This window comes from Geodermatophilus sp. SYSU D00867 (genome assembly GCF_054050315.1).
In genome coordinates, this window is sequence record NZ_JBJGZC010000004.1 from 43,007 (window position 1) to 65,623 (window position 22,617).

At 75.1% G+C, this 22,617-nt stretch carries 5 protein-coding genes; 4 read left to right on the forward strand and 1 reads right to left on the reverse strand.

The genetic code is table 11. The annotated features are described in order from the left end of the window. Positions 1–391: 391 nt before the first annotated feature. Positions 392–5,908, reverse strand: a complete 5,517-nt coding sequence (gene mobF, locus ACI8AK_RS05135; RefSeq protein WP_456955455.1) for a MobF family relaxase — start codon at positions 5,906–5,908, stop codon at positions 392–394. A 294-nt stretch (positions 5,909–6,202) separates the two neighbouring features. Between mobF and ACI8AK_RS05140 the strand changes: the two genes are divergently transcribed. From ACI8AK_RS05140 to ACI8AK_RS05155, 4 genes are all read left to right on the forward strand, one after another. Further along, on the forward strand, positions 6,203–6,427 hold the full coding sequence (locus ACI8AK_RS05140) for a helix-turn-helix domain-containing protein (RefSeq protein ID WP_456955316.1): 225 nt from the start codon (positions 6,203–6,205) through the stop codon (positions 6,425–6,427). A gap of 414 nt (positions 6,428–6,841) precedes the next feature. Then, positions 6,842–13,072, forward strand: coding sequence for a DEAD/DEAH box helicase (locus ACI8AK_RS05145; protein WP_456955318.1), 6,231 nt, complete (start codon positions 6,842–6,844; stop codon positions 13,070–13,072). Continuing rightward, the gene (locus tag ACI8AK_RS05150; RefSeq protein ID WP_456955320.1) at positions 13,069–15,576 is read left to right on the forward strand and encodes a hypothetical protein; all 2,508 of its coding nucleotides are present in this window, start codon (positions 13,069–13,071) and stop codon (positions 15,574–15,576) included. The genes ACI8AK_RS05145 and ACI8AK_RS05150 overlap by 4 nt, the downstream gene beginning before the upstream one ends. 74 nt (positions 15,577–15,650) lie before the next feature. Further along, on the forward strand, positions 15,651–22,163 hold the full coding sequence (locus ACI8AK_RS05155) for a hypothetical protein (RefSeq protein WP_456955321.1): 6,513 nt from the start codon (positions 15,651–15,653) through the stop codon (positions 22,161–22,163). Positions 22,164–22,617 lie beyond the last annotated feature (454 nt).

Here is a 22,617-nt window from a genome sequence, read left to right on the forward strand (position 1 = left end):
TTGGCTAGGAGATCCCCCAGGTCGGGTGGTGGATAACCGCCCTGTCGGGCCGCCTGGGAGTGGGGTGGATTGCGATGAGGACCTTCGTTTCTCAGGTGCAAAACGTTTCGCCGTCTCGCGACGTCGCATTGCAGTGGTGCGGGGCAGCCCGTTCGGTCCCGCTGGCTCCGTCAAATCCGGGCGCGAACGTCGGCGCAGGGTTGATGCGGTTGGCCGCAGAACTTGCGGCCATCGCGGGCGGCCTAGACAGCGTCGTGTGTGCTGGGTCTGCCGTACCACGCCTCGCGTGGGTGCGCTGACGGTCCTGCTTCAAAGTAGCTGGTTGGACATCACAACAGTTGGCTAAGCGCCGATCGGCGCCTCCAGGGTGAGAGGCTAGTGAGCGCCCCCTTCACAGCCTCGGTTGCCCGGCCCTGTGCATGGCCTCGCGGTAGTCGCCAAGGCAAATTTCAACTGCGCTGGAGGCGTCTTTCGGTGTTGACGTCAGCGTTGAGAGGCACCGCTGCCGTGGCCGCATGGGGCCGTAGCCGCTCACGGGGAGACCGGTGACCGTCCTGGCGTCGAATACGGCCCTGTGGACGGTGCCCGGCGGCACGTGCAAGGCCTCGGTCACCCGGTCGATGCGGTCCACCCACCGGGCCGGCGGCGCGGCGGTGATGATGGCGGCCGCGTCGCGGACCGCTGCCTGCACCGCGGCGGGGCTGATGTCGTGGGCGGTCGCCGCGAGCCGGGCTTCGAGCAGCAGATCGGCGAGGTGACCGGCGGACTCGGCCGCCGTCCGCAGCGCTGCCTCGCCCTCCCGCTGCAGGAGGTCGGCGGGGTCGAGGCCTCCGGCCAGGGCCAGGCGGCGGGGGTCGTCCCCGCGAGCGGTGAGCTGCCAGTACATCCGCTCGGCGGCCTGCCGGCCGGCCGCGTCGGCGTCGGTGGCCACGAGGACGCCGGTGCCGTCGCCGCGGAGGTAGGGGCACAGCAGGTCGGCCTGCCGGTCGGTGAGCGCGGTGCCGAGAACGGCGACGCCGACGGTCCGCCCGTCGCCGGCCAGGGTCAGGGCAGCGGCGTCCAGCGGCCCCTCGACCAGGGCGGGGGTGGCGCCGGCGGCGAGCGCCACCCGGTTCCCGTGCAGCCCGAGCAGGTGCTCGCCCTTGCGGTAGAGGTCGGTGCGGGGGGTGTTGAGGTACTTGGGGCCGGCGCGGCCGTCGTCGGGGGCGGTGGGATGGCAGCGGGCGACGAAGCCGCGGACGACGCCGTCGACGTCATGGATGGGGAAGGTGAGCCGGTCGCGGAACCGGTCGATCAGCGTCCCGGTCCGGGCCCGCTGGGCCAGCCCGGCGGCCAGCAGCTCCTCGTCGGTGGCGCCCCGGCGGCGGAGGTGGTCGACCAGCGCGGTCCACCCACCCGGCGCGTAGCCGGGGCCGAGGCGCGGATCGGCGGCGAGGTCGGTGCCCAGCCGCCGGCGCAGGTAGCCCGGCGCCCACGAGCCGGAATAGCAGTCGGTGAAGAAGGCGGCGGCCTGGGCGGTGAGCTCGATCAGCCGGTCGCGGCCGACCGCGGCGGTGGCCCAGAAGTGCTGCTCGAGCAGGTAGTCGGCCTCGTCGACCTCGGGCCGCCCGGGCCCGGTGAACGGGTCCGGGGTGACGTACCGCGGCGCGACCGGTGGCGCGGTCTCGTCGTCGGGATCGACCGGCGCGTCCCGGTCACCTGGGGGCGGGACGGCCGGATCCGCGGTGGCGGCGGCCTCATCGTCGCGGGGGAGGAGCTGGTCGGCGTCGTCGGGCGGCTGCAGGTCCGCCGGCAGCGGCTCGGGGACCTCGACGGGCGCCGGGTCGGTGAGCGCGGCGACGCGGAAGACCAGCGCCTCGGCCAACCCGTTCTCGCCCCAGTCGCCGCCCGCGGCGGGCAGGCCGGCGACGGCGGCGGTGAGCAGGTCGGCGGGGGACCAGCCGCCGCGGATCCCGGTGGTGACCGCGGCGACCAGGGCCGGCCACGCGGGGTCGGCCGGCACCCGCGGCCCGTGGCCGTCGGGCAGCAGCGCCTGCAGCGTGGCGCACCAAACCGGGCGGAGCACCTCGGCGCCCGGCGCGGCGGCGACGGTGGCCGGGGCGAGGTGGGGGACCAGCCGCCACCACAGCGCGGCGGCGGGCAGCTCGTCGGGCAGCGGCCGCCGCGCGGCCACCGCGGCGAGCAGTCCGGCGGCGTCGAGGCCGGCGCGGTCGGCGGCGGCCAGCCGGTCGGCGAGCGCCGGCCAGTGCGGATCGCGGCGCAGCCGGGGATTGATGCCGTCGGCCAGCGCCGCCCACACCGCACCGCCCCGGGCCGGGGCGGTCGCGGCCAGGGCCGCCTCGAGCCGGCGTTGGTGGCGGCATTCGGCGGCCGCGGGGCGGGGTGGGCCGGTGGGGCGCCGGTCGGCGTCGGGCACCGCGGAGGCGGCCCGCCAGACGGCGAGGTCGGCGCGCAGCGCGGCGGCGTCGGGGTTCAGCAGCGGCCGGGCCCAGCCGGGGGCGGTCGCCGCGGTCATCGCGGCGGCGGTGGCCGCGACCCGGACCGCGCAGGCGGTGAGGTGGTCGGCGCGGGCGGCGAGGTAGGGCCCCCACTGCGGATCGTCGGCCAGCGCCGCGGGCACGGCGGGCAGCCACGGCAGCGGACCCGCCGCGCCGGGCCCGGGCAGCCGCCAGTCCAGCACCGCCGCGGGATCGTGCGCGCTGTCCAGCTCCCGGGCCGCGGCCGCGGCGCGCAGGACCGCGATCGGGTCGGCGCCGGTGAGGGCGAGCAGCGCCAGGTGGCCGCGCAGCGTCGGCCACGCCGCGGCGGCGGTCAGGCCGGGGTGGAGCCGCGCGGCGGCGACCTCCAGTTCTTCTCCGGCCGCGGCGCCGAGGCGGTGCTCGGCGGCGAACCGCAGCGCGTCGGCGTACCGGGCGGCGGCCGCGCGCAGCCGCGCGGCCGGATCGGCCAGGGCGCGGCGGGCGCCGGTGGCCGAGGTCTGCGCGCCGTCCCGCTCCACCATGGCGGCTAGCAGGTCGGTGGCGGTCGGCGGGCACAGCGCGGCCGGCGTGACGATGCTGTGCGGGTCCCCGTCGCCGACGGTGGCCAGGTACAGGTGGTTGGCTTGCCGGCCGCGGGTGAGCGCCACGTAGAGCAGCTGCCGGGACTCGGCGCCGGTGAGCACGGTGTGGCAGGTGGCGGCGGTGACACCCTGCGCGCCGTGCACCGTGGTCGCGTAGCCCAGCTGCACGTGCGCGCGCACGTAGGCCGCCGGCAGGGTGAGCCGCCGCCCGGTGCCGGGATGCGCGACGGCGAGGGCGCCGTCGCGGCCGACGGCGGTGACGATGAACCGGTCGCCGTTCTTCACCCAGTCGGCGGCGCCGAGCGGCAGCCGCCGGTCGTTGGCCCGGGTGATCACCGGATCCCCGGCGGAGGCCCGGGTGCCGTCGGCCAGCGCCACCTCCGCACCCGTCGGGTGTCCGCGCGCGGCGAGGCGGTCGGCGCGGGCACGCTGGTTCAGCTGCCGCACGGTCTCCCGGGTGGCGGCCAGCAGCAGCGCGTCGACGCCGCGGGCGCGGTCGGCGGCCCACGCGGCGTAGGCCTGTTCGGCGCAGGTGGCCGCGTCGCCGACGTGCACCCGGCCGGCGTCGAGGTAGAAGCCCAGCGCGGTGGGATCGCCGTCGCGCAGCGCGACGGTGGCCGCGGCCTCGGCCGGATCGGCGAAGCGCACCAGTTGGGTCAGCGTCACCGCGCCGTGCGTGGCGGCGATCGCGGCCAGCACGCCGCTGGCGGCGACCGAGGCCAGCTGCCGGTCGTCGCCGACCAGCCGCACCGACCCGCCCCGGCCCAGCACGTGGGCGACGGTGCGGGCCAGGTCGAGCGTGCCGGCCATGCCCGCCTCGTCGACGAGCACCAGCGTGCCCGGCCCGATGCCGGCGACCCAGCCGGGCGGATCCCCGGCATCGAGGGACCAGAGCAGCTTGGCGAGGGTGTCGCACGGGGCGCCGATCGCTTCGCGCAGCCCGGCGGTGGCCACCGCCGACGGCGCCAGGCCCAGCACGGTGCCCCCGCCGGCGGTCCAGGCCCGGGCCAGGGCGGCCAGCGCGGTGGTCTTGCCCGCGCCGGCCGGGGCGAGGGCCAGCTGCACCCGCGCGCCGCTGCCGGCCAGCTCCCGGACCAGCTGGGCCTGGCCGGGGTTGAGCTCGGTGCCGTTGGCGGCGGTCTCCAGCAGCGCGAGCTCGACGACGGCCGGATCCGCGCGGCGGCCGTCGGTGCGGCCGGCCGCGGCGAGCAGCGCGGCCTCGGCGTCCAGCACCGCCCGGGAGGTGTAGAGCCGGGCGCCGGCGACGGTGTACACGCTCTCCCCGTCCGAGCGGCGCAGCTCGGCCGGCTCGACCACCGGATCCGGGTCGCCCAACGGGATCGACAGGGCGGGGGAGAGGGCACGCTCGGTGATCCGGGTGACGGCGTCGTCCACATCGCCCGGCGCCAGATCGGCCGCGCGCACCTTCCGCTCGGCCTCCGCGCGGACGTGCCAGTACTGCCAGCTCGCCCGCTGCCCGCTGACCGTGCCCAGCACCCGGCTCGCGGTCGACCGGACCCAGGTCTCCGTGACCGGCCGGCGGCGGTGCCGCGGGCGGCGGCCCAGGGCGCGGGCGAGCATGGCGGCCAGGGCGGACGGACCTCCGAGGACGGCCACCGCCTCGCGTCGCCACGCCGCCCGCTGTTCGGCCAGCGAGCGCGGCTCGTGCCTGGCCTCCCGCGTCTCCAGGGTCGCCTGCTGGGCCAGCGCGATGGCCTCGGCCGCCGTCGGCGGCCGCCCCTGCTCGGATTGGAAGTCCGCGGCCAGCACGGCCCGGCGGCCGTCGATCGCCCGCCGCCGGGACGACCACGCCGAAGACAACCGCGCGTCGACGCCGACAACCTCCCGCACGGGCCGCTGGTCGGCCTCCCGGCCGACGCGCTCGGTGAAGCGCACGCCGAGCCGGGTGACCAGGTGGGCCTCCAGCCGGGTGTTGTACCGCTCGGAGGCCGCGACGTTGGCCTTGTGCAACACCCGCCCGTCCAGCGCCCGCCACCGCCCGTCGCGGGTCTGCACCTTGTTGCTCACCGCCACGTGGGTGTGCAGGTCCGGATCGCCGGCGCGGGAGTCGCGGTGGGTGAACACCGCGGCGACCAGGCCGGTGGTCTCCACCTGGCGCACCCCGCCGGCGCCGAGGCGGGTGAAGGCGGCGTGCTCCTCCAACCAGGCGAGGGTGTCGGCGACCGCCGCGGCATGGGCGGCCTCGACCCGCGCCGCGACCGCCGGCGGGGCCAGCGCCCACAGCGTCGAGACCGACTTCACCGGTGAGAAGGTCAGGTCCCAGCCGGCCACGGCCCGGGTCACCGGCCGCGACGCCCGGGCGATGAACCCGGACAGCTCCCGGGCATCGGCTGGCGGGCGGCCGTGGGCGGCGGCGAACATCCGCCGCGCCACCTCGCTGCGGATCCGAGCCCGCTGTGGCGCCGGCAGCGGTGCGTCGCGGGGGCGGTGGCGCGTGGCGTTCGCGGCGGCGAACTGCTGGGCGCAGTGCGCCCGGAAGCCGTCCGGGGGAGTGGGGTAGCGCAGGAACGGCAGGCCGAGGGCGCCCGGGGCCCGCGCCTCCGGCGGTGACCGTCCCGCGGCACGCGCCTCCGACTCCAGGCGCGCCGCGTCCGGATGGCGGCCCTCGCCGAACAGGGCCCGCATCTGCTCCTCGCCGACCGGCTGCCCGGCGTCGATCCCGGTCAGTCCGGCCAGGCCGCCGCCGGCCCACCGCCCGGGCGACTCGCCGCGCTGGGAGTAGTAGTCACTCAGGCCGGCGTGGCCCCGCTCGGTGGCGTCGAACGCCGCCACCTGCCGGGTGAGGTAGGTGTAGCCGTCGCCCGCAGTCAGCTTGTGCAGGGCCATCACGGCCGCGGACGGTAGGAACCCGCCCTCCAGTCGGGGACCCGGAGTCCTCCAGTTCTGGCGGGAGCCGCGTCTCACCGCGTCCCACCGCTCCCGGCGACCCACGCGAGCCCCGCTGAGGCGAGCGGCTCGGTGCGGTCACCCCGGCGGGCGACGACGGGGCCGGCCGCCGGCCGCTACCGTCCGCCCGTGCCATACCCGCCACGCACGGAGCACCGGCCCCTGGCCGCCTTCGTAGGCACCGCCTCGCCCCGGCCGGATCCCGCCGTCCAGGCGCAGGTGGAGCGCTTCGTCATGGAGCAGTACGCGGCGGGTCGGTCCCTGCGGGAGCTGGCCGAGCTCACCGACCGGTCGTTCTCCGCGGTGCGGAAGATCCTCGACCGGCACGGGGTCCGTCGGCGCGGCCCGGCTCACCACCGAGACACCGATCCCGCTGGCCCGGTAGACGGCCCGCGGCTCGCCGGCGTCGACGGCCCCTCCGCCTCGGGCCTCCCGGATCCGACAGTGCATGAGGTGTGATGGCTTGCGATCTTGATTGCTACCTTCGCTGATGAGAACGCTGTCGGGGGGCCGGTGACGTCGCGACACAGGGGTGCGGGCGAGCCCGTAGCCGTGTAGGGCGCGAGGTCCTCGGGTGCCTCTGATTGTTGCTGCGAGCACGCGGGTCTGTGTCCTCGCAGCGGGCCCTCCCGGCGACGCCCATCGGTGTCGACCGTGGCAGGGGAGCGCGGTGGAGGTGCTGTTCGATCGGGTCGCCGGGCTGGACCTCGGGAAGGCGTCGGCGACATGGGGAGTTGGGGCGGGCAGCGCGGACGTGCCGCGACCAACCTCTAGTACTCAGCCGCTGCACGCTTGGCGGCGCGAGCGGCCAACTCCCCGGTCATGTCGGCCGGAGGTGACAGACTCCGCGTCGACGACCTACGGAGGGTATTGGTGCCGCTGACGAGACTGACTGCGCTTCTGCGCGCGCAGTCAATTAGCACCGGCACCCTGGCCGACGCGCAGCGCGTACTAGCGGCCGCGCGCCTGCCTGCCGGTCAGGCCGCGACGTTCGCGCTGCTGCAGCGGGCCGCCGCGGCCGGCGAGCTCGCTGTCCAGCCCGACGGGTCTTTTGCACTCCCCGCGAGCACCGCTGCTCTGAAGGCGGTCACGACGACAGTCAAGCCAACGCAGATCGAGACGCCGGCGGACGGGCCGGCTGACCCGGGCAGCGGACCGGCCGACGTGCGCATCCTCGCCTTCGACGTCGAGGCCGCGCTGCGCGCTCGCGTCGAGGATGGCGGCACGCTCACCCGGCGCATCTGGCAGCTCGGCGCGGTCAAGTTCGGCACCGATCCGGCCTGGACCGCCGAGCGAGGCGAGACGTTCAACGCCTTCCTCAAGCTGCCCGACGGCTACGAGGTCCCACCGCACCGGCAGGCCGAGCACGAGGCCGCCGCAAGACCGGCCGCCGAGGTCCTTGCCGAGTTTCTCACCTGGGTCGACGGGGTCGACCTTGTCGTCGCCTACAACGGCGAGGCTGTGGACTTCCCGGCCCTGGCGGAGGCGCTCGCCGCTGCGGACCTGCCGGCGATGCCCGGTCAGACCGTCGACGGGCTGTACCTGGCGTACTGCCTGTGGCCGGCCGAGCCGACCCACCAGCTAGCCAAGCTCGCCGACAGCGTCGGCGCCGGCCGCGGCGGCCGGTGGCACGACGCGCTCGGCGACTCGCGCACGCTGCAGCGGCTGCTGACCCACGGCGCGCGGCAACTCGCACGCGCCGACGCCGACTTGCACGCACTGCTGCGCGCCCTCGGCCGCGACAGCAGCGCCTGGCGGCTGATGGCCGCGCTGAGCCCCGCGCTGGCCGGCATGCCCCAGCGGCAGACCGCCAGCCGCCTCGGTGACCTGCTGCACGAGCTGCTCGCCGGGCAGGAGCCGCGCCGCGGACACGTGCCCGACCCGCTCGCCGTGCCCGCCCGGCTATTTGAGCATGGTCAGATCACCCCGGCGGCCCTCGCCCGGGCGCTGCACGGCCCGCAGACCGAGGCGCGCCCGTCGCAGCAGCAGGTCGCCGACGCCATCACCACCGCCGCCACGACCGCCGTCCCCGCGCTCATCGAAGCGCCGACCGGCACCGGCAAGAGCCTGTCGGCGCTGGCCGCCGCCCTGACCTGGCTGGCCGACGATCCCGACCGCAGCGCCATCATCTCCACCCACACCAAGCAGCTGCAGAGCCAGCTGGCCCGCGAGCTCGCCGAGCTCGCCGACGGTGTGCCCGGGCTGCTGGACACCACAGACGTCGTCAAGGGGGCCAGCAACCGGCTCAGCCTGCGCGGGTTGGTCTACACCCTCGCCGATGCCAGCGGCGCCGACGTCGGTACCGCCGCAGCGTTGATCCGCTACACCGACAACGTCCGTTTCCGCGAGCTGCTCGCCTTCCTGCTGCTGCGCCTGGTCAATGCCGAACGCAGCAAGACCTACCGGTGGGCGGCGCACAGCGTCGACCGGGCCGACCTACCGGCGTTCCTCACCGAGTACTGCGGCCCGGCGGTGCACGCCTGGCTGACCAGCCTGAGCCAGGCCGCGCACGGCGAGTGGCGCGACCCCACCCGCATCGCCGTCGCCGCGCACACCGACGAGGTGCATGAGGCGCTGAACGCCCATCGGCTCGTCATCGCCAACCACGCGCTGCTGCTGTCGCACTGGGACGCCCTCGGCGCCCGCGCCGACACCACCCTGATCATCGCCGACGAGGCACACGCCCTGGAGGGCGCCGCGACCGATGCGTTGTCGGCCGAGCTGTCCGCCGAGGACGTCGACGACGCGCTCGGCGCGCTGCGGCAGGTGCTGTCGGACCTGCGCCCGACCGGCGCGACCGGCGCCGCCTGGGCGAGCCTGACCGATCTGACCCGCTGGTGGCGCGACGGCCGGCTGCGCCGCACGCTGTCGCGCGTCCTGGACGCGAAGGTCGGGCAGTCACACGTCGGCGGGCGGACGCTGACGATCGCCTCGCCACACACGGGCGCGCACGCCGCCCGGGACGCGCGCACGATCGGCCGGATCCTGCACGAGTTCACCGGGCAGGTCGGCCGGGTGCTGCACGAACTCGGGCAGCTGGCCGACGCGACCGCGGGCCGGCTGGACTTCTTCGACGAGCAGCGCCTGGCCGCGATGCAGCAGCGCGCCAGCGGGCTGCGCGCCCACGCGTTGGAGCTCAAGGACACCCTGGACGGGCTGCTGCCGACACCGCCGACGGCGCCTGATGGCGGCACGGCGGGTCCGCTCGGTGACGGCATCGCCGCCAGCCAGGACGCGGCCGACGGCGGCGCCGTCGCCCCAGTCGTGGAGCTTGACCTGCCTGACGACCCCGACAGCCCGGACGCCAGCGACGACGACACGCATTCCGGCGCCGGCGATGTTGTCAGCAACGGCCCGCACGCTGACACCGGCGGGGACGCCGACGGCGACCCGGACAGCTACCCGGACAGCGACGCGGATGCCGACATCGAGCCGGACGACGTCCCGGCTGCGCAGCCCGCCACGCTGACCGGCCCGGACCGCGTCGTGTACGCCGCCGAGCCGGGTCAGCTCGACCGGCGCGGCCTGGCGCACTACCGCATCACGCTCAGGGCCAGCCCGATCGAGCTGCCCAACGACCCGACCTGGCAGGCGCTGCTGGCCACGTTCCGCCGCCTGGCACTGCTGTCGGCGACGCTGACCGTCGCGACGCCCGACGCCGACCCGTGGGCGTACACGCGCGCCCGGCTCGGGCTGGCGGACGCTGCCGTCATTCGCCTCGACGGGCCGTTCGACTACCGCACCCAGGCGCGCCTGTTCGCCCTGTCGGACTTCCCCTCCTGGGCCGAGCAGCCCAAGCAGGCGATGCGTACGGTCGCGCACCAGCTCGCCGGCTACACCCGCGAAGTCACCCGGCGGGCCGACGCGTCCCCGCCGGGCGACGACACCGGCGGTGCCGACGAGCCCGCCGACACGCCGTGGATCCACGGCGCGATGGTGCTGACCACCAGCCGCAACGCCGCCGCCGGCATCGCCGACGAGCTCACCCTGCTGCACGCCGCCGACGGTCGCGCCATCCCGGTACACAACCAGGTCACCCACGGCACCGCCCGGGCCGTCGCCGAGTTCACCGGCCCGGCCAGCCACCAGGGCGGCGTGCTGGTCGGCACCCGGGGTCTGTGGACCGGGGTCGACGTCAGCGAACCCGGCCGCAACCACCTGGTGTGGATCAACAAGCTGCCGTTCCCGGTGTTCACCGACCCGGTGATCGCCGCCCGGCGCGAGAACGTGCGCCGCGCCGCCGAGCTCGACGGCGCCGACGACCCCGATCTGACCGCCAATGCCACCTACTACCTGCCCCTGGCCGCGCTGGACCTGCGGCAGGCCGTCGGTCGGCTCATCCGCAACCACGCCAGCCGCGGCGTCATCGTCATCAGCGACCGCAAGCTCGCCGGCGATCTGCCGCTGCGCCGGCTGTACCGGCAGGTCTTCCTCGGCAGCCTCGACGAGGGCCTGCTCGTCGACGACCCCGACACCGGGGAGACCGCCGGCGGCAACGTCGTCACCATGCGGCAGGCATGGGCGCAGATCTGGCCCTTCCTCGGGCAGATCGGCGCGCTGACCGCCGACCGCGTCGCCCCGCTCACCGCGCCGGCCGCGCTGGAGGAGCACACACTGCTGCCGGCGACGCTGGCGATTCGCCGGCTCGAGTTGACCGAGCGGGAGGTCGAGCGACACCGCGCCGCCGGCACGCTCGAGCAGGAGATCCTCGACCGGTGCGAGCAGGTCGCCACCCTCCTCGCCGGCGAGCCCCGCACGCTCAAGCCCGAGCAGCGGCAGGCGATCGCCGCGGTCGCCGCCGGCCGTGACAGCCTCGCGTTGTTGCCGACCGGGCACGGCAAGAGCTTCTGCTACCAGCTGCCCGCACTGGTCCTGCCCGGCGTCACCGTCGTGGTCAGCCCCCTCATCAGCCTCATGCACGACCAGGCGCTCGGGCTCAACCACACCATCGGTGGCGCTGTTCGCGCGCTGGTCGCCAGCCTGCCCGAGTCGGTCAGCCGCGCCGGCCGCACCGAAGTCGTCGAGGCGCTGTCCGGCGATACCACGCACGGCATCAAGCTGGTGTATGTCAGCCCCGAGCGGCTGTCCCAGTCCCGCTTCCGGCAGGCGCTCACGCGGGGCGCCGAATGCGGCGCGCTGGCCCGCGTCGCGATCGACGAGGCGCACACCTACGTGCAGTGGGGTGAGGACTTCCGGCCGAGCTTCCGCCGCGCCGGTGCGCTGCTGCGCGAGCTGCGTCGCAATCACCCCGGCGTGCTCACGCTGCAGGCGCTGACCGCGACGGCGACCCCCACGGTCGAGCAAGCGCTGCGAGAGGAGGTCCTGGCCGGGCTGGTGTCCGGCAGCGGACACGACGCCCTCGTCCACCCCGATCAGCTGGTCGTCGTGCGGGCCAACCCGCTGCGCCCGGAGCTGACGCTGGGCCGGCGGGCAGTCCGCGCCGGCAACCGCCGGTCGATGGCGGCGCTGGGCGAGCAAATCGTCGACGCCGAGACCGGCCACACGATCATCTACTGCCTCACCGTGCGGGACACCGACTGGCTGCACGCGCATCTGCGCGACTACCTCGACGGCCGACCGGTGCTGCTGCGCAAGTTCCACGGCCGGCTGCCAGAAGTGGAGAAGGCGTCGGTCAGCCTGGAGTTCAAGGAGGCCGCGCACGCCGGGGAGGCCGACTACGCCCGCATGGTCGTCGTCGCCACTTCCGCGTTCGGGCTCGGCGTGGACCGCGACGACGTGCGGACCGTCTTCTGCGCCACACCGCCGACCGATTTGGCCGCGCTGTACCAGCAGCTTGGCCGCGGCGGCCGAGACGTCGCCGGGCGGGACGTCGCCACGCTGACCGACACCACGCACGCGCTGGCGTTCGCGACCGACCGCAGCCTGGGCACCGCCGCATGGATGGCGCAGCTGGACCTGCCCGCCGGCCTGCTGCAGCGCTTCGGCGGTGCGGTGCTGCACGCCGCCGCCCGCGGTTACCTGGACACCGTCGGATGCGTGCAGCAGATGCTCGCCGCCGACGTGCAGGCGGGACTGCTGACCCCCGCGCAGGCCGACCAACCGCGGCTGCGCGGCGAGTGGACCGTCGGGCTGACCCGGGCGGTCGCCGCGCTGGCCGACCTCGGTGCCGTGGTCGACAGCGGCGACGTTCCCGCCGTCGTCGCGCTCGGCGCCGGCATCCGCACCCCGGACACGCCGGTCGCGGTCGCGGTCGCGGACGCGGTCGCCGCACTGCCGCAGCGCGGCGGGCCGCTGTCCCGCGCCGGTGCGCCGCTGCGCCGGCTCCTGCCGTACCTGCACGCCGACGCCGGCTGCCGGGCCGCCGGGCTGCCGGCGCTGGCGCCGGGGCTGGCCGAGCTGTGGCTGCTGCTGTGCGACCTGCACGACGCCGCGACCCTGGACGTCTCCCAACGGCCCAACGACCGGATGCTCGTCGCGCTGGCGGTGCCGGCCGGCGCCGTGCCGCAGCCGGGCGGCGCCTCGCTGCCGGCGCAGTACGCCAGCCGAGTGCAGGGCAAGCTCGCCCGGGCGATCACCGAGGCGGCGCACCTGCAGCGGTTCTTCGCCCCGGCCCGCACCTGCCTGAATCACCGGCTGGCCGAGTACTTCGACGTGCCGGTACCGGCGGCGTGCTGCTCGACCGACCGGGTCAAGTGCTCGGTGTGCGCCGGCGCACAAGACGGCCCCGGCACGACTCCCGACAGCCCGCTGTACGCGCTGGTGCACGGGACGTTGCAGCCCCAGGGCGTCGACGCCGGGATGCGCGCCGCGCTGCTGGACGGCAGCGTCGCGGCGCTGCTGAAGGCGACGTTCAACGGGTTGACGCCCAGGCGGATCCTGCTGGTGCTGACCGGTCAGGACCGCGTGTATGTGCCCCGGCTGGGCGGCTACCGCAGCATCGAGCAGCGGCTGCGTGACGCCGCGCAGTTCGGTGAGCACCCCAGCGCGACCGCCAAGGAGATCAGCGACAGCCTGGACCGGCTCCGTGCCGCTGGACGGGTCGTGGACGACGGACGGCACGTGCGCGAGGCGAGCAACGCTGCTCGCGGACCGCGTCGCGTCTCCGCCCAGGCGCACCTGGCCGGCGCGGCGGGACAAGCATGACCGGCCGCAGCACGCCGCCGGGACCGGCCACGGCCTTGCCGCAGGTCGGTCACCTGCCGACCGACCTGCTCACCGCTGCGCTGTCCGACCAGCCGGGCGTCGTCGGCTACCTACGCGAGCTCGCACGGGTGCGGGACCTGCCGGTCAGCGTGCCGCTGGCGTTCAACGCGCTCGCCTACGCCTACGACCTGACCACCGGCAGCTACGACCCGACGCTGCTGGCGGCGCACCGGCTGCCGACCGTGTCCGCGGACACGACGATCGACGCGCTGCCGGTCGGGGCGCTGGCGCAACTGGCGACGGGCGGGGCCCCGCAGCCGTGCGAGGTGGTGTTCCGGCACGCCGAGCACGAGCAGCTCGCCGCCGACGGGACCTGCCCACCGTGGCTGTCCGGCGCCCCAGCCGGCGCGGCCGCACCCGGCAGTGACGTCCCCACCGGCGAGATCCTCGTGCGGGAACGGCTGGTCCTCGACGCTGCCGCGCTGGGCACGGCCGCCGGGCAGCGACTGAGACGGCTGACCGGCCGGGCGATCACCGACGAGCGGCACGTCGTCGTGCACGCCAGCTACGTCGACGCCGCGCAGGCTGAGCTGGACGACACCCGCCTGTACGCCTCCTACATGCTGCGCCGCCGTCGGGAGGACCTGCGCCGGGCGCTGGCGCCGCTCGGCCCCGTCGACGACGACGCGGCGCTGAGCGCGACGCTGCACGCGACGTTCGACGTGCTCACCGCGCTGCTGGACGCCGCCGGACTGCTGCGGTGGCGCGAGCACTACCTGCACCCCGACACCTACAGCCGCTGGCTGCACGGCGACGGCATCGCCCGGGAGGTCGAACCGGCCGACGTCGACCAGTTCTGCCGGACCGTCGCCCGGGCGTGCCTGCCGGTCGAGCGGCGCAACCTGGTCCGCGCTGCCCGCCCGACGTACTTCGCGATCGGACCGGCGCTGCGCGCTCAGGTGCGGGACGTCGCCGATCCCCACCGGACCGCGGCGGGGCTGCGCGGCCCGCGGTACGCCACCGCGCTGACCTGCGTGCAGCTGTACCTCGCGACACAGTTGGCCGACGTGCACGACGGGATCGTCGACGTCGGCGGTGCCGAGGTGCACGTGCGCCTCGACGACGCTTGGCAGGGCGGCGGAGTTTGGCGCGCGCACGTGGCCGCGCGCAACGAGATCCTCGACCCGGTCGAGCTGCCGCTGGCGCTGGGCTGGTTGACCGCACTGGAGCCGGCCACGGCCTACCTGCCGAGGCAGCGGGCACGGACCACGACGACCGGCACCGCCGGCAACGCCGATCCAGCCGGTACCAGCGGTGACCGGTTCGGCGCCCCGCAGGCGGAGCCGACCAAGGAGCCCGCGGACCCGGTAGGCGACCCCGGGGACGGGCCGGTCGCGACGCCCGCGGGCACGCCTGAGCCGGCCGGGGATCAGCCGCCGGCCGACACGCCCACCGAGGCATCCGAGCCCGACAGCCGGGACGACGGCCCGGGCGCGCCGCCGGCGAGAGATTCGTGGGTCGACGACACCACCCTCGGCTGGAAGTTCGTCCTGGGCCCCCGGTATGCCACCGGCGGCATCGTGCCGCTGACACCCAAGGTCGCCGCGGCGATGCGGACCGCCGTCGAGCCGGGCAGCGTGCTCCACCTCGATCTCAATCACCAGGGCGGCGACCTGCCCGCCGAGCAGCGCCGCCAGCGGATCACCTTCGACGGACGCCGGCTGCACGGCCTGACCTGGCCCGAGGACCTTTTTCTCGGAATCCGGCTCACCGCCTCGTGGAGCACCGACAGCTACCAGATCGCGGTTGCCAGCACCGCGCTGGACGAGCCGGTCGACGTCGACGGCATCCCGCTGGACTACGACTTCAGCGCCGAGATGGTGCTGCGCTACCTGTTCGGGCCGGTCGACCTCACTGCTGACGCTGACGCGCTGGCCCCGTCGGTGCTGCGAGCGCTGCTCCGCCATCACGGCCGGCCGGACGGACCAGGCTCCAGCGCCCTGTTTGTGCCGCTGCGCGAGCTGGTCAGCGCCGTCCGCGAGCACGCCACCGGCGCACGACAGCCGTCGCCGTCGACCGCGCAGGTGTGCGAGGCCGTCGACGCGGCCACTAACGGCACCGGCGCCGTACGCGTCAGTTGGGGCGTGTTATTGACCCGCGACGACGGCGACGGGCCGTGGCTAGCGCCGCGCTGGCCGTGCCCCGGTGATGCCTATTGGCACGTCGAACCGACCGCGTCGCGGCTGTCCGCCGGCGACCCTGCTGTGGTTCTGAGCCTGCATCCGACACCGGCCGACCGGCCCAGCCGCAAGCCTGAGCTGGTCAGCGGTGTCGGCCTGAGCGCCGAGGAATTCCTCCGCCGCGGGCACCTGCGCCGGCTCCCGCGCGGCCGGACGCCGCAGCAGCATCACCTTGCCGTCGCGTACGCCCGCGCGATGGGCTGGGACCCGCAAACCCTCAACCCGCAGGTCACCTATGTCAGTGAGGCGCAGGTCCGGCGGTGAGCACTTCTGCCGCACAGCCCCGATCTGTCGCCGTGAGGTGCGACACTGGCCGCCGCTTCGACGAAGGAGAGTGCGTGACGACCGGCGCGGCCGCCCGAGACAACGCCGACCATCTGCGATCCATGGGCGTCGACGCCGATGCCCGGACGCAGGGGGAGGCCGCAGACGAGTTGATCGCGTCGCTGAGCGACACGCTGCTGCGGCGGCACAGCGATCTCATCGACCGGGTCGACCCCTCGACGTGGCAGCAACTCCTCAACCGCTGCCCGAAGGATGTCCGTGGCGACGTGCTCAAGGACATCGGCCTGCCGGCGGTACGAGGCCGCGTCACCGAGCGACTGGTGACCGACGTCACCACCCGACTGCAGAGGGGACTGCAGCGGGGCGCCCCCGGCGCCCGGCACGCCGCCCACGAGCTCACCCGCCACGTCCGCTCGCGGATCCTGCGGCACAGCCGCACCCGCACCCCCTGGCCGGACGACGACCCGATCGACGCCGCCGGCCGCGCGATCGCCGTGGCGCTGTGCCCTGACTGCACCCCGCTGTTCCTGCCCATCGCGCTGACGTGGATGCGGGCATGCGATCAAGGAGCGTTCGCGCTGCTGCTGCCTGATCATGATCAGGAGCAGGCGCTGCAGCGGTTCTGGACCACGCTGGGGCTGAGCCTGGACACCGCGCTGGAGCGCATGATCGAAGACGACTCCGCCGACCCCCGCGCTGACGATCCGAACCACGAGCACGACGCGGAGGCGGGGCGGGGGCTCGACAACCGGCTGCCCGGCGCTGCGGAGTGCGAACCAGACGCCGACGTGGACACGAACGGCGTGGACGGCGACGAGATCGACGAGCATGCCGCCGGCCCCGTCACCGCTGCCTCTTCCTCCGTGTCGGAGCCAGCGGTGCCCGCCGACAGCACCACGGGCACCGTGGACGGCAGCTCCGCCACCAGCCCCGTCGGGCGCGCGATCCCGATGCCCGACACGACGAACGCGGAGGCCGCCGTCGACCCCGGGGCGTCGGTGGCGCTCGCGCGCATCGCGGTGCGGACGGCGGTCGACAGCTGCACCCAGACGCTGCACCGGCTGTCTCTCGGGCAGGCACCCACAGCCACCGCGCTGGCCGACCTGACCGCGGCGCGGACCGCGCTGCTGGAGATCGCCGCCGCGCTGGGCAGCCGGCTGCAGCGCGACCTCGAGCCGACACTCGGCGCGATCGAGGGAGCCGTCGAGGAGCTCACGCGGACCGACAGCATCCGCGAGCAACTGCGGGCGCTGCTGGCCGCGCAGGTCCCTGCGCGAGCGCACGACGCGTTGCAGGCCGCCGTGAGCCAGGCGCGCGAGCTGCTCGACAGCTGGCCGCCGCTCACCGAGCAGGACATCACCGCAGCGCGGATGCTCAGCGGCGTCGTCGCCCTGGCACGCGATACCGCCGCCGGGCAGGACGACGACGCGATCGACGACCGGTACGAGACGCTGCAACAGACCGCTCCCACCGCGCTGGCGCCGCTGCTGCTGGCAGCAGTCCGCGGCCGGGTCGACCTGCCGCCGACCACGAGCAACGGCGACACGCAGCCGGTGACCACCGCGGCACCGACCCGCGCGGCCGAGCAGACCCCCGACGGAATCGACACCGCCGCCGGCGCCCGGACCGTCGACAGAGCCGACACCGAGGCCGCCGACGAGGGCGACGCGGCAGCAACCACCGACACCGGCGCCGCCGGGCCCCGGGCCGAGGCCGGGCGGCAGGTCAACTCCCGGGCCAGCGGCCTGCTGCCGAGCGGCAGCACGAGCACCACCGAGGCCGTCGGTAGCGGCGGCAGCCGCGACCTCGCCGCGGACGCCGACCGCGTCCTCGACATCGCCGCCGCGGCGGCCGCCGGTGCTGATCCGGGTCGGATCGCGTCCACCGACATCCCGACCGGCACGACCGAGGTGGCCGCACCGGCGGAGCCGACGCCGAGGGCCGCGGCGACGCCCGTGCCCGTCCAGCCCCTCGGCTCCGTGGCATCGGCGACCGACAGCACAACGCCGACTGTCGCCACGCCGCAGCCGGAGGTCACCGCCGCAGCTGGGCCGGCGGGCGCGCCACCGGAGCCGGACGCCGCCTCCCGCACCGTCGACCTGGCGGCGCTGATCAGCAAGGCGGCCGGATGGGTCGGCCGTGGCCAGTACGCCCTGGCCGCGCATCTGCTGCGCCCGCACCTGCCGGCCGTCGCCTCCGCCGCGGAGCTCGCCGCGCTCGCCGCCGCCGCGACGGGCCCCAGCGGCCCGCACGAGCATGAGCTCAACGCGCGCGCCACCGCCGGCGAGATCGAGCAGCTCGTCGACGGTGACGCCGCACGCCTGCTCACCACCGGCGCGACGCTGCTCGCCACCGCCGTCACCGGCAGCGCCGCGCTGGGCAACCTGCTGGTCGACCTGTCCGATCGCATGGACAGCGCCGCCGCGCCGCTGGCCCGTTCCCTCGGGGACACGGCCCGCGCCGGCCATCTCGCCGGGCGGGGCCTGACCGCCCTGACCCGCGTCGCCGCCGACGAGGCCGACGTCGTCAACGCCGCAGCCCAGGCCACCGAGCGCATCCGCACCCACCGTGCCAGCCGGCTGCCGCGTGCCGCCGCCGTCCTGTCCCGGCTCCGCAGTGCCGGCGAGGACACCGCCGCGGCGCCGCAGACGCTCGGCGACGCGCTGCACGCCGCCGCCGGCGACCGGCGCCAGCACGTCGAGGCGGTCAACGCCATCATCAGCCGGCTCAGCAAGCCGTCCGCGCTCGACCGACTCATCGACGACGACGACAAGGCCCACCGGCCGCCGGCGGGTAAGGCGATCGAGGGCACCGTCCGGCAGGAGATGCTCAGCACCCTGCGCGAGGACCTCGCCGCCGCAGCCCGCTGGGCAGCTGCCGTGCAGCAGCACGGCCCGGGCAGCCCCGACTACGTCCGCGGCCAGCTCAGCGCGCTGCGGGAGACCCTGCTGACCCGCCATGAGGCGCTGACGGCGCTGCTGAATGGACGCGCCAGCGACCCCGATCCGCTCGTGGCGGCCGCCGCGACCGCCGCCGTCCGGCACGTGCAGCGCCTGGTCCGGCTCCTGTCCGGGGACGGCGGTCTGGCCGTCCCGGAGCCCGATCCGCAGGAGACTCTCGACCTGCCGCTGCTCGCCCTGCCGCAGGCCGCGTGGGACCCCACCGCCGGCATCAAGCTCGAGCCGCCGCTGGACAGCGACCTGACCGCGCTGAGTACGGCGCTGCTCGACGCGCCGGACACCGGCCTGGACCTGAAGCGCGCTGCCGACCAGCACATCGAGCGCGACGACTTCCGCAGCGCCCGGCACTTGCTGCAGCGGCTCAGCGTGCCAGGGCGCACCGCGTGGCTGACCGCGCTCGACGACGCACAACAGCGCCGCGTCGAGCAGCTCCGCGGACAGCTCACCGGCGTGCAGCAGCACCTGTCCCGCTCGCGGCTGGCCGATCCGGACAGCGCGACGGTGACCGGCAGTGGCATCACCCTTGACGCCACCACCGAAGATCAGCTGTCCCGGCGCCTGGGCCGGGCGATCAGCCTGCTCGACGAGGCCGAGCCTGACGTGCGCACCGCCGCGCTGACAGCGGCCGACGTGCAGAGGGAGCTCGAGGCGCTTCAGGAGAACAACCGGGCCCGGCTGCGCACCCAGCTGGCCGAGCTGCAGGCCACCGACGCGGTGGCCGCGGAGGATCTCGCGCGGGTCGAGCGGCGCATCGGCGAGGGCCTGCTCGACCTGGCCGCCGACGACCTGACCCGTCTGGCGGCCGGCGAGGCGCTGTTTGATCCGGTCGACGATGACCTGCTCGGCCAGTTCCAGCCGGCGATCGCCGCGCTGCCCAGGGGCCTCGACGGGGCGCTCCTGCGCGCGATCCGCGATGGCAGCCGCCACCCCTTTCTGCCGGATCAGCCGCTGCCGGCCGGCATCCGCGACGACGTGCACGCCGGCCTGAACGGTTGGAACACCGTGCGGGGCGCCTTCGAGAGCGGCTGGAACCGCGACGTCGCCCGTGACAGCCTGCTGCCGGCGCTTCGTCTGGTCGGCTTGGACGCCCGCGGCGCACAGGTCGACCAGCTCGACGGCAAGCCGTTCGCGTACGCCCGCGGCCGCCGCTTTCTGGACATCAACGGCGCCGCCGTCACCGGTGAGGCGCTCGTGCCAGCGTTCGGTTCCGCCGCGCAGGGCCGCTACCGGCTGCTGCTGGTGTGGAACAACCCGACCGTGGAGCAGCTCACCGAGTGGCGCGACTCCGACGGCTCCCATCTGCCGCTGATCGTGTGCTACTTCGGCACGATGCCGGCCGCCGACCGGCTCGCGCTGGCCGTCGGCTGGTCCGACCCGTCCCGTCGGCCCGCGCTTGTGCTCGACGACGCCGCGCTGGCGTGGATCGCTACCCGCCGCGGGACGTTCGCGATGTTGATGCGCCTGACGCTGCCGTTCACCGCCACCCAGCCGTTCCGGCGGGAGAAGCGTGCCGACGTGCCGCCGGAGATGTTCTATGGCCGCGCCCGCGAGCGCCGGCAGCTGATGAATCCCAATGGCCCGTCGGTCGTCTATGGCGGCCGCGGCCTGGGAAAGAGCGCCCTGCTGTACACCATCGAGCGCGACGCCGACGCCTCCGTCGACGACGACCTAGCCGTCGTGTGGATCGAGGTCGACCGGATCAGCGGCATCGGCGACGACCCGGACCTGCTGTGGGGCGAACTCGCCGAGAAGCTGGAGGGCAAGGGCGTGACCGCCGGGCCGCGGTCCTCGCGCAGCAACCCCAAGGACCGCGTGACCAAGGCGGTCAAGAGCTGGACCGCCCAGCCCGGCAAGCGGGTGCTGATCCTGCTCGACGAGGCTGAGGGATTCTTCAACGGCGACGCGCCGCAGTTCGCGCACGTCCGCCGGCTGTACCAGCTCAGCAGCGAGACCGGCTTTGAGTGCAAGGTCGTGTTCTCCGGCCTGCACTCGGTGCAGCACTACTACGCCGCCGGCAACATCCCGTTCAGCCCGACCGGTCACCTGCAGATCGGGCCGCTGACCAGCCAGCCGGCCTATCAGCTGCTTACCCGGCCGCTGGCCTCCCTCGGCTACCGAGTGAGCGAGGACGACGCTCAGCGGGTCCTGCTGTACTGCAACTACCAGCCGTGGCTCATCCAGTTGGTCGCCGAGAGGCTACTGACCACGCAGCTCGACAGGCGCGCCGGCAACAAGACGCCGCTGCCGCCGCCGTGGACGATCAATACCGCCGACGTGGTCGCCGCGCTCACGGACCCGACGACTCGGCGGGATGTGCGGAAGGCGTTCGGGGCCACCCTCGACATCGACAAGCGGACCCGCGTCATCACCAGCGTGCTGGCGCTGCACGCCTATGACAACCCGCCGGGGGCGCGGATGCCCGACGCCGAGTTGTACGCCGAGTGCCGCACCGCGTGGTCGTCCGGGTTTGCCGGCACGACGCTCGTGGCGTTCCGCGAACTACTCAACGAGCTCGCCGGTCTCGGCATCCTCGCCGACGTCACCGACGACAGCACCGGTCGGGCGATCCGCAACGAGACGGTCCTGCGCGCTCTGGGCAGCCGCGAGGACGCTGAGCGGCACCTGCAGGAGGTCGCGCTGTCGGCGTTGGAGGTCAACGAGGCCCGCGGTCAGGAGCGGCCGGCGCGCCGCGACGGCGTGCGGCGCAGCCCGCTGACCACGGCACAACTCGGGCAGCTGTTCCGCAAGGGCAACAGGGCCCGCGTCATCGTCGGCACCACCGCCACGGGTATCGAGCAGGTTGCCGACAGCCTGGTCGAGGTTGCCCCGACAATGGTGACCGTCGAGCTGCCCGGCACCTCCGGGGCGTACCGCACCTTGCTCGAGAGCGGTGCCACCGATGCGCAGCGGCTGCTGGTCGCGTTCGACCTGACCGGCATGAATGGCTCCGAGCCGTGCGCCAAGGCGCTCACGCTCGCGATCGGCGACGACTCCGGCGCCGGCCTGCCGCGCAATCCGGCCGCGTCCCGAACGGTGGCGTTGCTTGCCGGGCAGAGCAATGCCGACTGGCTGCTCGAGCTCGCCGCGCGGCCCGACGTCGAGGAACTCGTCGTGCCGCTGGAGCGGTACGACAAGTACACCCTGCCGCTGCGGTGGCGCGGCGAGGGCGGCCTGGACGTGTTCGCCGACGGCGCGCTCGCGCAGGAGGCGCTGGCCGTCACGGACGGCTGGCCGCAGCTGGTCGAGGACCTCGCGGTTGAGGCGGCGCGGCGCAAGGGGCGCACCGCCCGCCCGGCTGCCGCGCTGGAGCGGCTACGGGCCGCGCAGGCCGACCCGGCGTGGTGCCGGGCGTTCCTGACCGGCAGCGGCGCGCTGCTCCCGGGCTGGCCCGACATGGCTCGTCTGCTTGAGGTGCTCGTGGAGTACGAGGAGCCGTGCAGCCCCAAGGACGTGCAGTTGCTCGCGGCCGACAAGGTCCTCGACCTGCCTCGGACCGTGCGTCTGGCGCAATGGTTTGGCCTGGTCACGCTGACCGACAGCGTGGAGCTCCTGCTGTCGCCGCTGATCGCCGCCTGCTGGCGCACGGCGGACGTCGCCGCCGCGTGAATCACCCGAGGGGCCGCACCGGAACGTCGGTGCGGCGTATCGCCATCGTGACCGAGGCGGCACGGGCACGCCCCCGCGAGCGTCAGCGGCGCTCGCGGGGGCGCAGGACGTGAGGCCCAGCGGAGCCTCACGCGAGCTGACGCGCTGGCGGACAGCGACGAAGTGCCATGCGGCAACGGACTCTGCGATGTCCTGCGAGGCGCATACCCCTGATGCGCGGTTCGGCTGGTGACTGCTGCGCCGCCCGCCTTCCGCTCACCATGCGGGATCGGAGCCGGCCCCGGCTCCGGCGGCCAGGGGCGGCCGTTCGTTGGCCTCACGCGCTCGACGGCATCGCCGTCGCGGGGGAGCGGCTGTGCACCCGACCGGGCGGTGCGGAAAGCAGCGGCGGCCACCGGCGAGCGGCCAGCGTGACTGCCGCGCGGACCGGCCCAGCGCCGTCTCGGTCGCCCGT